The organism is uncultured Amphritea sp., assembly GCF_937127095.1.
Taxonomy (GTDB): Bacteria; Pseudomonadota; Gammaproteobacteria; order Pseudomonadales; family Balneatricaceae; genus Amphritea.
The window spans coordinates 25,090-37,837 of sequence record NZ_CAKZLP010000008.1 but is presented as its reverse complement, the minus strand read 5'-3'; the positions used below and the strand labels follow the sequence as shown (position 1 = coordinate 37,837).

Below are 12,748 nucleotides of genomic sequence, written 5' to 3'. Positions count from 1 at the left end.
AATCAGAAATGATATTGAGCTTTTATTACCCAATCTGCCACCGGGATCGTCGCGCCTAGAGTAGCAAGCGATAATACTTTAGACGCAAGCCAACGAACCTTTGCCGACATATTTTGAATCGCAGGATCCAAAATATTTAGACCGGTGAATAGCCTCTTACCCTGAGCTGTATAGCAAAATGGCCGCTACATAAGTAAAAAGAGGGAGGGAATAAAATCAGCCTGACTGAAAAGGAAAAAGACATATCAGGCTGTGAGTGGCAATATTACCAATAGATCAACGCTCAGGCGCTTGGCGAGCCGTAGTCATTCGCGTTCTGATCGCCTGCCAGGCAACCAACTTCGATAAATACCCAGATCGCGCCAATCAGCGGCACCAAGTTCAACAGAACCCACCAACCTGACTTATTCCGGTCATGCCAGCGTTTTACCTGAATAGCCAGACCAACCCACACCAACGGAATATACACAAGGCCCACGAAAATCATTAGTACTTCATCACTGACAGTCAAGGCTGTCAGCAAACCAAAAACAACCATTTCAGCGACAAGCATCCCCAGCGCTGTAAGCCAAAAGAACTTGCGGCCGATACGCCCCTGAAATGAAAATAGTATTTGCTTTAAAGTCAGCGGAGCAACCGCCGAATTTGCTTGCAACAGTTCGGCCTTAGGCGCTTCATAAACATTTGTATTCATTAAATAATCCTTTATTAATAACTGATCAGCCCTGATCGAATAACAGTTACCTGGCCAACTACAAGGCGATCTGCTTAAGTGTATGGGTTAGTTGCTGGTGGTGAGCCAGACACTATCAGATGATAGCGCGGCACAAGTTATAGAAACTATGAGAAATATCAAGTTTTATACGCTGATACAGATCAGTTTCTCGGTGGCATTACCGGAAACGGTGTGACAGTGCCCTTAACTTCGGTAATTTTAGCCGGCCCTTCATGTTTTACTTCATCGATGCGAATAATCGCCTGCATCGGAATATAACTGCGTTCCACATCTTCAAACTGCTTTTTAAGCTTCTCTTCTGAGGGATCAACCACCATTGCGCTCTGACTGCCAAAAACGATATTTTCTATCTCCAGAAAGCCCCACAAGTCACTTTGATAGACGTTATGTGCATAGATCTCATAGATCTCGTTCTGATTTAGAAATTTTATCCGATAGATCGGGTCACTAGCCATGATTCACTGCACTCAAAAAAGGTTAACAGGCGTTATTATGGGGGCGCTTTAAATGATTACAAGTCATTATCCGAAGCGGTTAAAAACTATGCAGCCGGATTGCCATAAAGTATAATTCCCGCCCTTTTAATTTTCCCAAGCTGTAGAACAGGTGTGCAATGGCCAAGAAGCTATTCATTAAAACCCACGGATGCCAGATGAACGAGTACGATTCCTCACGGATGGCGGATCTGCTGGGCGAAAGCCATGAACTCGAGTTAACTGACAATCAGGAAGAAGCGGATGTGCTGCTCCTGAACACCTGTTCGATTCGCGAAAAGGCTCAGGAGAAGGTATTCCATCAACTGGGCCGCTGGCGCAAACTTAAAGCCAGGAACCCTGACCTGAAGATTGGTGTGGGTGGCTGTGTGGCTTCACAGGAAGGGGAAGCCATTCTCAAACGCGCCCCCTATGTGGATATGATTTTTGGTCCGCAAACCCTGCACCGTCTTCCAGAGATGATCGACCTTACCAACTCCGGCACGCAGAAAAAAGGCATCGTCGATATCAGTTTTCCTGAAATCGAGAAGTTTGACCATCTGCCCGCCCCAAGAGTTGAAGGCGCAGAAGCCTTTGTATCCATCATGGAAGGTTGCAGTAAATACTGTACGTTCTGTGTTGTACCCTACACCCGTGGCGAAGAGGTCAGCCGACCGCTGGACGATATCATCGCCGAAGCCGTTGAACTGTCTGAACAGGGGGTTCGTGAAGTTCACCTGTTGGGGCAGAATGTTAATGCATACCGGGGCGCAACCGATGATGGCGATAGTGCAGATCTGGCCGAGCTGATCCGCTGCATCGCTGCTATCGACGGCATCGACCGCATCCGTTTCACCACCTCTCATCCGGTTGAATTCACCGACAGTCTGGTCGAGGTATACCGCGATGTTCCTGAGCTGGTGAGTTTCCTGCATCTGCCAGTGCAAAGTGGTTCTGACCGGATTCTGATGGCGATGAAGCGGGGTCATATGGCGCTCGAATACAAATCACTGATTCGCAAAATCCGCGCAGCCCGTCCGGATATAACACTGTCATCTGACTTCATTATCGGTTTCCCGGGTGAGACCGACGCCGATTTTGAAGCGACGATGAACCTGATCGCCGAGATCGGCTTTGATAACTCCTACAGTTTTATCTACAGCCGCCGTCCCGGCACTCCGGCTGCCGACCTGCCGGATGATGTATCCGACGAAACCAAGAAGCAGCGCCTGAATATTCTGCAGCAACGCATCACGCAGCAGGCGTTACAGATCAGCCGCCGGATGGTGGACTCAGTCCAGCGCATTCTGGTGACCGATTACTCTCGCAAAGATCCGGGCATGCTGCAGGGTCGCACCGAAAACAACCGGGTGGTTAATTTCCGTTGCGATAATGCGGATCAGATTGGCCACTTTGCCGACGTCCGCATCGCTGAGGTTTATACTAACTCACTGCTGGGCGAACTGGTTGGCTCCGAGCTCGATGGCACGTTGCAGTAATCTCTATTGTTTTGTCATCCGGAAGGCCCGATAACGGTTACACTGACTGTAAAACAGTCCTGACAGACAAACGCTATAGCATCTTTATTAAAGGATCCGTTGTTGAACACAGCGCAAACCATTCAGGTCACCCTGGAACCGGACAACACACAACACCTGTCCAACCTCTGCGGCCAGCTCGATGAGCACCTGCGTCTGATTGAGCAGCGCCTGGGAATAGAGATCAGCAACCGCGGCAACAGTTTCAAACTGGCGGGCCAGTCTAACGTCGTGCGCGCCGGAGCCAAGCTGCTGGAGCAACTTTACGAAGATGCCCGGCAGGGTGAACAGATCACCCCGGATCAGATCCACCTGTTACTTCAGCAATCCGGCGTTGAACAACTGACAGGAGCTGAGCCGGTGGTACCGGTTTATCAGGCCGATATAGCGATTCAGACCCGTAAAACCCTGATCCGTCCCCGTGGGCCAAATCAACAGGGCTATGTTCGCTCTATTCTGACCCATGACATCAACTTTGGGATCGGCCCCGCCGGTACCGGTAAGACCTATCTGGCGGTTGCCTGCGCCTGCGAAGCACTTGAGCGCGAAGAGGTCAGCCGCATCCTGTTAGTACGCCCCGCCGTCGAAGCCGGTGAAAAACTGGGGTTTCTGCCCGGCGACCTGAGTCAGAAAGTAGACCCCTACCTGCGTCCGCTGTATGACGCACTCTATGAGATGCTCGGCATTGAGCGGGTCAGCAAACTGATCGAGCGCAATGTGATCGAAGTGGCCCCGCTGGCGTATATGCGTGGCCGAACCCTGAATGGCTCGTTCGTGATTCTCGATGAAAGCCAGAATACCACCCGCGAGCAGATGAAGATGTTTCTCACCCGCATCGGCTTTGGCTCGACAGCGGTTATCACCGGCGACACCACGCAGATCGATCTACCCAAAGGGGTTCGCTCCGGTCTTATCCATGCGATTGAGGTACTGAAAGAGGTCAAAGGGATCGGTTTTACCCATTTCACCTCCAAAGATGTGGTACGCCACCCGCTGGTAGGGCACATTGTCGACGCCTATGACCTGTACGAAAAACGCCAGGATCAGCAACAAGACAATCAACAGACCAATCAACATAACCGCCAGCAGGACAGAAGATGAGCTACTACGTTGACCGACAGTGTCAGATAGAGGATGAAAACCTTCCCTCGGAAGAACAGCTCACCGAATGGGTCAGCACGGCGCTTAAAGGTCGCCTGGATGCTGCTGAACTGTCAATACGTATTGTCTCTCCTGAAGAAAGTCAGGAACTCAACTGCCAATACCGGGGCAAAGATAGTTCCACCAATGTTTTATCCTTTCCTTTCGAGATGCCAGAAGGGATAGAACTCGATCTTCTGGGCGATCTGGTAGTCTGTGCCGAGGTGGTTGCGCGGGAAGCAGAGCAACAAAATAAGCCATTATTTAATCATTGGTGTCATATGGTCGTACATGGAGTATTGCATCTGCTTGGATTCGACCATATAAATAACGATGAAGCGGAAGAGATGGAACAACTGGAACGTGAAATTCTTGCCAGTCTGAATATTCCTGATCCCTATTTGTTAACTGAATAAGCTTGCTAACTGAATAAGCAGATGCCGAAGAAACGGAGCAGCACATGAGCGAAGAGCGATCGGGAAATGGCCAGAACAGATCCTGGCTGGGTAAACTCGCCCAGGTATTTTCTGATGAACCCAAAACCCGTGAAGACCTGCTAGCAGATCTGAAAGACGCCACCGATGAGAACGTCCTGGATCAGGAAGCGTTCAGCATCATCGAGGGGGCGATGCAGGTTGCCGACCAACAGGTGCGGGATGTAATGATTCCACGCTCACAGATGGTTGTAGTAGAAGCCGATCAGACACCGAAAGAGTTTTTACCGATTATTATCTCATCTGCCCATTCCCGTTTTCCGGTTATCGGTGAAAACCCGGATGATATCCTCGGGGTATTACTGGCCAAAGATCTGCTTTCCCTGATTCTCGAAGATAACAATCTGGAAAACTTCGATATCAAGCAACATGTCCGCAAAGCGACCTTTATACCGGAAAGCAAACGCCTCAACGTGCTGCTCAAAGAGTTTCGTGCCACGCGCAATCATATGGCAATCGTCGTCGATGAATACGGCGGTGTATCCGGCGTTATTACCATCGAAGATGTGCTGGAACAGATTGTTGGCCAGATTGAAGATGAGCACGATGTCGAAGATGATGAAGGCAACATTAAACCGTTTGACGACAATGGCTATATCGTTAAGGCGCTAACCCCGATCGAAGATTTCAATGAGTTTTTCGATATCGGCATGCCCGATGATGACTTTGACACTATCGGCGGTCTGGTGACACAAAAGTTTGGTCACCTGCCGCGCAAGGATGAGACAGTGGAAATTGATGCATTTACCTTTAAAGTGCTCAGTGCAGACAACCGGCGTATCCGTCTGCTTCAGGTTATTCGGTCAGAACCGGCCGGCCAATAATGAATAAACGCACACCGTTTATAGTCTGGCGCATTATTCTTTGTGCCATTGCCGGTGCAATAGCGCCACTATCGCTGGCCCCATTCGATTACTGGTACCTTGGCGGCGTTTCGGTCGCCCTCCTATTTATACTGTTACACAACTGCTCCCCCCGGGTAGGCGGCTGGCTGGGCTGGTGCTATGGTCTCGGGTTCTTTGGCACAGGCGTATCCTGGGTATTTGTCAGCATCCATGAGCACAGCAGTGCTTCGGGGTTACTGGCAGGCTCAATGACCGCCCTGTTCGTTGCCGCGCTGGCGATTCTGTTTGCCCTGCAGGGATGGCTCTACAGCCGGTTTTTCCGCAACGTCATCGGCTTCTGCGCTTTATGGGTATTGTTCGAGTGGCTGCGCAGCTGGCTTTTGACCGGCTTCCCCTGGCTCTATCTCGGTTATAGCATGATCGATACACCACTAGCGGTTTTCGCGCCGCTGGGCGGAGTATGGTTGCTCAGTCTCTATGTCGTACTTACCAGCACCCTGCTGGTAACCTTCGTTAAACGCCTCAATCAGCCATTACAGGCGGCCACCATTCTGATGGTGCTGGGCCTGCCACTGGTGGCAATTCAGCAGCATCAGATCCCGGAAAACTGGACCACACCGATTGGTGAGCCGCTCAGCGTCATGGTGGTTCAGGCCAATATTCCGCAACAGCAGAAATGGCAGCGCAGCGAACTGGAAAATATTCTACAAACCTATGTCGATCTGAGTCAGGGCAGCGACAAAGCCGACCTACTGATCTGGCCTGAAACCGCCATTCCCACGTTCTATCAGAAAGCCAGCGTCATGCTCAGCCCGTTTACTGAGATGCTGGAAAAGAGCAACACCGCCATGATCAGCGGTATTCCGACGGCCTATAACGACCCTGAACAACCCAAAGGTAAGCGCTATACCAACAGCCTCACGTTGTTTGCTGGCGGCAGAGGGAGTTATGACAAGCAACGGCTGGTGCCTTTCGGGGAGTATGTTCCACTGGAGAGACAACTGCGCGGCATCATCGACTTTTTTAACTTGCCGATGTCAGAGTTCAGCCTGGGATCATCTGATCAGCCCCTGCTGGAAGCCGCTGGCAGTCAGATTGCACCGTTTATCTGTTACGAGATCGCTTATCCGGAACTGGTCCGGCAACAAAGCCTGACCAGCGACCTGCTACTCACCGTCAGCAATGATACCTGGTTCGGCCATTCAAGTGCTCCGGCGCAACATCTGCAGATCGCCCGGATGCGGGCATTGGAAACCGGTCGCTGGCTGATTCGCTCAACCAACAACGGCATCAGCGCCCTGGTCAGTCCTGATGGTAAAATCAATTCCACGGTGCCCCAATATGAACAGGCGGTGATGGTCGGTCAGGTGCAGAAGATGCAGGGTCTGACCCCCTATCAGGAATGGGGGATCAAACCGTTGCAGATTATCATCGGGCTGATGTTACTGTTCGGTCTGTTCACCGTCCCACGGAGCCGACAGTCGCGTAAAGGTTTCTGAGCCACACTTCGCACAAGCCGCTAAGCGGCTGGTGCTGGTGTGAGTGACCTGCTCACCACAATCAACACAGACAAAGGTACCGGCAGCCGCGGTATCACCCGCGATGTACTGGTCTTCACCGTCTGCCAGGCGCTGTTCAAGCTCAGTGATACCTATGCGGGTTCGGTCGGCCAGATCCATCAACTGTCGGGCAACAGTCTGCTCAAGAAAGTTCAGATCAAAATTCAGCCAGGCAGCCACGCCCTCACCGGTTTCGTGTGCATAATACCCCAGCTGCTTCAGATCCTTTTTCACATAAGCGCTGAGCAGATCCATCTCATCGCGGGTCATCTCTTCAGCGGTCAGCTCAAGCTCGACAGCTTCTTCTATTTTCTCCTGCAGATAGTCCCAGGAGCGGTGCTCTACAGATTCAAGATCCTGACGTAACCGGCTTAGCACCCGATCATATTGAGCACTACGATCTTTACCACTGCTATTGTTGCTCATATCCATCTCCAAAGCCGACTAAAAACTATATGTACCATTGCATATATTGTATCCTATGCGCTACAGACAAAACATTCCATTGACCGGTATCCAACGTTAGCCGGTTTTTATCATCAGAGTCGAAATGAACGAACAATATAAGCCGCAGCATATAGAGCCTGAAGTCCAGAAACACTGGGTCGACAATGAAAGCTTCAAAGCCACTGAAGACCTGTCCAAAGAGAAGTTCTACTGCCTCTCCATGTTCCCCTACCCTAGCGGTCGGCTGCACATGGGGCATGTACGCAACTACACTATTGGCGATGTGGTTTCACGCTACCAGCGTATGCAGGGCAAAAATGTCCTGCAACCGATGGGCTGGGATGCATTCGGCCTGCCTGCGGAAAACGCGGCTCTGAAAAATAATGTTCCGCCCGCCAGCTGGACCTATGAAAATATCGATTACATGCGTAATCAGCTGGACCAGATGGGCTTTGGCTATGACTGGAGCCGCGAGGTTGCCACCTGCCACCCTTCTTACTATCGCTGGGAACAGTGGTTCTTCACCCGACTGATGGAAAAAGGCCTGGTTTATAAAAAAGATTCTGAGGTTAACTGGGACCCGGTTGATCAGACCGTACTCGCCAATGAACAGGTGATTGATGGTCGCGGCTGGCGCTCTGGTGCGCTGGTTGAGCGTAAGAAAATCCCTCAGTGGTTCCTGAAAATCACCGATTACGCCGATGAACTGTTGGATGATCTGGATAAGCTGAGCGAGTGGCCGGAACAGGTTCGCACCATGCAGCGCAACTGGATCGGTCGCTCTGAAGGGGTTGAGTTAAGCTTCCATGTCGATGGTTTTGGTGAACTCGACGTCTTCACCACCCGCCCTGATACCCTGATGGGTGTCACCTATGTAGCCGTAGCGCCCGGCCACCCACTGGTGCAACAGGCCGCAGCAAACAATCCTGAACTGATCGGCTTTATCGACGACTGTAAAAACATGAAAGTGGCCGAAGCGGATATGGCCACCATGGAAAAGAAAGGCTTTGCCCTGGGGATTGAGGCAACTCACCCGCTGACAGGTCAAAAGGTTCCGGTCTGGACCGCCAATTTCGTGCTGATGGATTACGGCTCTGGCGCAGTGATGTCCGTTCCTGCCCACGACCAGCGGGATTACGAATTCGCTAAAAAGTACGATCTGCCGATCAAACAGGTGATCCGTCCGGCGGATGACAGCGATGCCGATATCGATAAAGAAGCCTTTACCGACAAAGGTATTCTGGTCAATTCCGGTAGCTTTGATGAACTTGATTTTGAAGTGGCCTTCAAAGCAATCGCCTCCGAACTGCACAGTAAAGGCAAAGGTAAAACCACCATTAACTATCGTCTGCGTGACTGGGGCGTATCCCGCCAACGTTACTGGGGCACACCTATTCCGGTGATTAATTGCGACAGCTGCGGTGCCGTGCCGGTGCCTGAAGACCAGTTGCCAGTTATTCTGCCCGTCGATGTCACTTTTGACGGCGTCGGTTCGCCGATCAAGAAAATGGACAGCTTTAAAAAAACCAGCTGTCCCAAGTGCGGTGGTGATGCCGAGCGGGAAACCGATACCTTCGACACCTTTATGGAGTCCTCCTGGTATTACGCCCGCTACGCCTGCCGCAATGCCGACACCATGCTGGAGCCCGAAGCGGCTAATTACTGGCTGCCGGTTAATCAGTATATCGGTGGTATCGAGCACGCGATCCTCCACCTGCTCTACTCCCGCTTCTTCCATAAACTGATGCGGGACGAAGGGCTGGTAAACTCCGATGAGCCGTTTGAGCGTCTGCTCTGTCAGGGGATGGTGCTGGCGGATACCTACTACCGTGATGATGAAAATGGCGGCAAGATCTGGATCTCGCCGACTGACGTGAAGGTTGAGCGGGACGAAAAAGGCCGGGTAACCAAAGCGGTTCATATTGTTGATGGCGAGCCCGTCGAATCGGCGGGTATGGGCAAGATGTCCAAGTCGAAAAACAACGGTATCGATCCGCAAATAATGATCGACAAATACGGTGCCGATACGGTGCGTCTGTTTATGATGTTTGCCGCGCCGCCGGAGCAATCGTTGGAGTGGTCTGATTCCGGTGTTGAGGGTGCTCATCGCTTCCTGCGCCGTCTGTGGAAGCTGGTCTACGATCACCTGCAATTCCCGGGTGATGTTGTTGCGCTGCAACCTGACAGCCTGGACGAGCGACAAAAAGAGCTGCGCCGCAAAACCCACGAAACCATCAAAAAAGTGTCTGATGATGTTGAGCGCCGCCAGACATTCAACACCGCGATTGCCGCAGTGATGGAACTGAGTAACGCAATCAGCCGCTTTGTTGATGCCAGTGATCAGGGCCGCGCGGTTGTCCGCGAAGCGCTGACCGCCGCAGTGCAGCTGCTGGCCCCGATCGTGCCGCATATCACTCATCAGCTCTGGGCAGACCTGGGCAACAGCAGTAATCTGCTGGATGCGCCGTGGCCAATGGTGGATGAGGCCGCAATGACCCTCGCCAATGTGCAGATGGTGGTTCAGGTTAACGGTAAAGTGCGCGGTAAAATCAACGTTCCCGCTGATTCCGATGAGAGTGTTGTATTGCATACCGCCCTGGCCGATGAGGGGGTGCAGCGCCACATGGACGGCAAAACAATCCGTAAACAGATTGTAGTGCCAAATAAACTCGTCAACATCGTAGTAGGCTAAGGGGGCAAGGATGAATCGCTGCCAGAACCGGCTTTCAGCCACTCTTTTGCTGACGGTTTGTTGTCTCATGCTGTCTGCCTGCGGGTTCCAGCTGCGGGGCAGTGCAGATATTGCGGAACCGTTACGGCAGCTCACACTGGTCACCCCTGAGCGCTCCCGCAGCCAGCTTGAGCCGGTGCTTCGCAGGCAACTGGAAGCCAACGGAATAGCCGTTAATACCGGCTCCGGCTATCGGCTAAAGATCATTTCGGAATCCCGTTCCCGGCGTGAAGCCACACTGGGAGCCAATGCCGATATTGATGAATACGAGCTGACCACCAAAGTTAAATTCATGGTGCAAGATCCACAGGGTAATCCGCTGCTCGAACGCGACATTCTTGCCGAGCGCACCTACGACTACGACGCGAACAAAGAGACCGCCAGTAGTGCTCAGGAAGCTCAGCTCTATATCGAGATGGATCAGCAACTGGCGATTCAGATTATGCGTTTCTACGCCAACCTGAAACCTGTGGCACCCTAAACCACTATGAAGATAAAACCGGAGCAGCTTGCCAACAAACTCGGCCCGCAACCGGCTCCGGTTTATCTGATCACCGGCGACGAAACGCTACTGATAGAAGAGAGTTGCGACCTGCTGCGCAAGCACCTCAACTCGATCGGCTTCTGCGAGCGGGAAACCCTGCATGTTGAGGGGGGATTCAAATGGGAATACCTGCTGCAATGCGCCAACGCACTTTCACTGTTTGCCGAACAGAAGATTATCGAACTGCGACTGGGCAGCCATAAGCCCAACAAGCAGGCCAGCGACATCCTCCAGGAATACCTGAAACGTCCCGCCGAAGACAATGTACTGCTGATCATCGCCGACAAACTCGATGCCGGCGCGAAGAAAAGTGCCTGGCTTAAAGCCATTGATCAACAGGGCATTATCGTTGAGATCTGGCCGGTAGATCTGCAACAACTACCCGGCTGGATCAACAACAGAGCCCGCAAGATCGGTCTGACACTGGAAAACGATGCGGTTCAGCTGCTCAGTGAGCGGATCGAAGGCAACCTGTTAGCGGCCAAGCAGGAACTGGATAAACTCAATCTGCTCTATGCCGGTCAGACAATTACCGCAGATATGGTGATGGACAGCGTCTCCGATAGCTCCCGTTACGACATCTACGGTCTGTCTGAAGCTGCGATACTGCAGCAGGTGCCCCGTTGCACTAAGATTATTGAAGTATTGAGACAGGAAGGTACCGAAGCGACCGTTGCCTTGTGGGCCATCGCCCGCGAAATTCGCTCCCTGATTGTGATTCAGAACGGCCTGCAGAAAGGCACTCCCTTTGACGCCCTCTGCCAGCGCGAACGGATCTGGGGCAACCGCAAAAATCAGATGCGCAATGCCGCTCAGAGAATTCCCGCTGACCGACTCAGCCATATGCTCAGTCGGTGTTCAGAAGCCGATGCGCAGATTAAAGGCGCTCTCGGTGATCCCTGGCTAACGCTAACCGGCATCACCCTCCAGTTGGCAGGAATAGAGCTTAATATAGAGCGGTAAGAGCAGAACACTTTCAGCTTGCGAGAACACTGCTTCGCGGCTGCTAGACGGAAACTTCGCTTTCCTTGTTAGAAAAAGCAATACTCACCTGAATATCAAGATAGCTCCAATATTGACCTCTCTTGAGAATATAGGCGATACTCAGGACTGGCTCTGCAGAAGGAAGCTCGGTGTGATAACAACAAGATCTGCTTTTTTCCCCATCTTATTTACCCTGCTCCTTAGCGGCTGCTCTGACAGCGATCCCGAAACAAGCTCAACCGATGGCAAAGAACTTTACTCACTCTACTGCGAGGCTTGCCATAAAAGTAATGGCTCCGGTAAATTTCTGGAAGGGATACCCGCGAACAGAAGCACTCGTTTATCATACAATCAGGTCGTCGCACTAGTGCGCAAGGGTGACCCCGCGCGTCCCGACATGCCAGCCTTCGTGCACCTCACAGATAAGCAGGCCGATGCGATAGTCGATTACCTGTTCAGCTTAAGAATTTATTAGAAGATCGCCATTAAAAGCAGACCACTGAACAAGTTCAGCTGGCTAGAACGCCGCTTCGCGGCTGCTAGTGGCGAGACGGAAAACTTCGTTTTCCTTGCTAGATAAAGCGTTTAAAAGACGGGCAGTAACCGCATCTGGCAGCGACTTTTTAGCCTGGGTTAAATGCGTATCTGAATATCTATACACGCAGCAGAGACTCATTGAATCCACAGTAGATAGCAGACAAAAAAAGAGAGCCTGGCTGGCTCTCTTTTTTCAGTTTTTTCTAACGATTTGCATGCGACGAAGCCGTCTCTGGCTACTGAATTAAAGAATGCGTAACTTTCGTTTCCAGCGCTATATTGTCATCTAACGGGCAGCGGTGGCAGACTTCTTCAAGAAATTTAGCTTTTTCCTCGTCACTCAGGTCGGCGTCAATCTTTGCTCTGACGGTGATGGTCTGGAAACCTACACGGTCCTCTGTGGGCTTACCTAGCAGGCCCGCAGGGTTCATGGTGCCATCGACATCGATATCGATAGAGCGCATCTCAATTTTTTGCTGAGTTGCAGCGATACGGGCGATGCTGGCGATACAGCCTCCCAGCGCAAAGAGGAAGAACTCCAGCGGAGTCGGGCCTTCATCGGTACCGCCCGCCTGCTTTGGCTGGTCGATAGTAACTTTATGACCACGGATATCAGCATGCACCTGACAGCCGGCATTCATGGAAGTGGACACTGAGATAACTTTGTTGGCAGACATATTAACTATCCTTAATGTAGTAAAACGTAATATTAGAATTATC

The 12,748-nt window shown here is 51.7% G+C and carries 13 protein-coding genes; 9 read left to right on the top strand and 4 right to left on the bottom strand.

What is annotated here, in order from left to right; genetic code table 11:
* Positions 1–283 precede the first annotated feature (283 nt).
* A complete protein-coding gene (locus Q0499_RS01360; RefSeq protein WP_299195177.1) occupies positions 284–694 on the bottom strand; it encodes a DUF805 domain-containing protein in 411 nt (136 codons plus the stop codon).
* Between the two features lie 182 nt (positions 695–876).
* A complete protein-coding gene (locus tag Q0499_RS01355) occupies positions 877–1,191 on the bottom strand; it encodes a DUF1820 family protein (RefSeq protein WP_299195174.1) in 315 nt (104 codons plus the stop codon).
* 158 nt (positions 1,192–1,349) lie between these two features.
* On the opposite strand from Q0499_RS01355, the gene miaB reads away from it, so the two are divergent.
* The 5 genes from miaB to lnt all read left to right on the top strand — a co-directional run bounded on the left by miaB (position 1,350) and on the right by lnt (position 6,725).
* Positions 1,350–2,708 carry a tRNA (N6-isopentenyl adenosine(37)-C2)-methylthiotransferase MiaB gene (gene miaB, locus Q0499_RS01350; RefSeq protein WP_299195171.1) on the top strand — a complete coding sequence of 453 codons (1,359 nt, stop codon included), beginning with the start codon at positions 1,350–1,352 and terminating at the stop codon, positions 2,706–2,708.
* A gap of 102 nt (positions 2,709–2,810) precedes the next feature.
* Complete coding sequence (locus tag Q0499_RS01345; RefSeq protein ID WP_299195168.1) at positions 2,811–3,848, top strand: PhoH family protein; 1,038 nt, start codon at positions 2,811–2,813, stop codon at positions 3,846–3,848.
* A complete protein-coding gene (ybeY, locus tag Q0499_RS01340; RefSeq protein WP_299195166.1) occupies positions 3,845–4,303 on the top strand; it encodes an rRNA maturation RNase YbeY in 459 nt (152 codons plus the stop codon). Before Q0499_RS01345 ends, ybeY begins: the two co-directional genes overlap by 4 nt.
* Before the next feature lie 44 nt (positions 4,304–4,347).
* Positions 4,348–5,205 carry a transporter associated domain-containing protein gene (locus tag Q0499_RS01335; RefSeq protein ID WP_299195163.1) on the top strand — a complete coding sequence of 286 codons (858 nt, stop codon included), beginning with the start codon at positions 4,348–4,350 and terminating at the stop codon, positions 5,203–5,205.
* Positions 5,205–6,725 carry an apolipoprotein N-acyltransferase gene (lnt, locus tag Q0499_RS01330; protein WP_299195161.1) on the top strand — a complete coding sequence of 507 codons (1,521 nt, stop codon included), beginning with the start codon at positions 5,205–5,207 and terminating at the stop codon, positions 6,723–6,725. The genes Q0499_RS01335 and lnt overlap by 1 nt, the downstream gene beginning before the upstream one ends.
* Here lnt and Q0499_RS01325 read toward each other — a convergent pair.
* Positions 6,669–7,211 carry a zinc ribbon-containing protein gene (locus Q0499_RS01325; protein ID WP_299195159.1) on the bottom strand — a complete coding sequence of 181 codons (543 nt, stop codon included), beginning with the start codon at positions 7,209–7,211 and terminating at the stop codon, positions 6,669–6,671. The genes lnt and Q0499_RS01325 overlap by 57 nt on opposite strands.
* 124 nt (positions 7,212–7,335) lie before the next feature.
* Here Q0499_RS01325 and leuS point away from each other — a divergent pair, with 124 nt between their 5' ends.
* The 4 genes from leuS (at position 7,336) to Q0499_RS23640 (ending at position 11,966) form a co-directional block, all read left to right on the top strand.
* The gene (gene leuS / locus Q0499_RS01320; protein ID WP_299195157.1) at positions 7,336–9,924 is read left to right on the top strand and encodes a leucine--tRNA ligase; all 2,589 of its coding nucleotides are present in this window, start codon (positions 7,336–7,338) and stop codon (positions 9,922–9,924) included.
* A gap of 10 nt (positions 9,925–9,934) precedes the next feature.
* Complete coding sequence (gene lptE, locus Q0499_RS01315) at positions 9,935–10,444, top strand: LPS assembly lipoprotein LptE (RefSeq protein WP_299195154.1); 510 nt, start codon at positions 9,935–9,937, stop codon at positions 10,442–10,444.
* A gap of 6 nt (positions 10,445–10,450) precedes the next feature.
* The gene (holA, locus tag Q0499_RS01310; RefSeq protein WP_299195152.1) at positions 10,451–11,470 is read left to right on the top strand and encodes a DNA polymerase III subunit delta; all 1,020 of its coding nucleotides are present in this window, start codon (positions 10,451–10,453) and stop codon (positions 11,468–11,470) included.
* A 172-nt stretch (positions 11,471–11,642) separates the two neighbouring features.
* On the top strand, positions 11,643–11,966 hold the full coding sequence (locus Q0499_RS23640; protein WP_363317757.1) for a cytochrome c: 324 nt from the start codon (positions 11,643–11,645) through the stop codon (positions 11,964–11,966).
* A 298-nt stretch (positions 11,967–12,264) separates the two neighbouring features.
* On the opposite strand, the gene Q0499_RS01305 is transcribed toward Q0499_RS23640, so the two are convergent.
* On the bottom strand, positions 12,265–12,705 hold the full coding sequence (locus tag Q0499_RS01305; protein ID WP_299195149.1) for an OsmC family protein: 441 nt from the start codon (positions 12,703–12,705) through the stop codon (positions 12,265–12,267).
* Positions 12,706–12,748 lie beyond the last annotated feature (43 nt).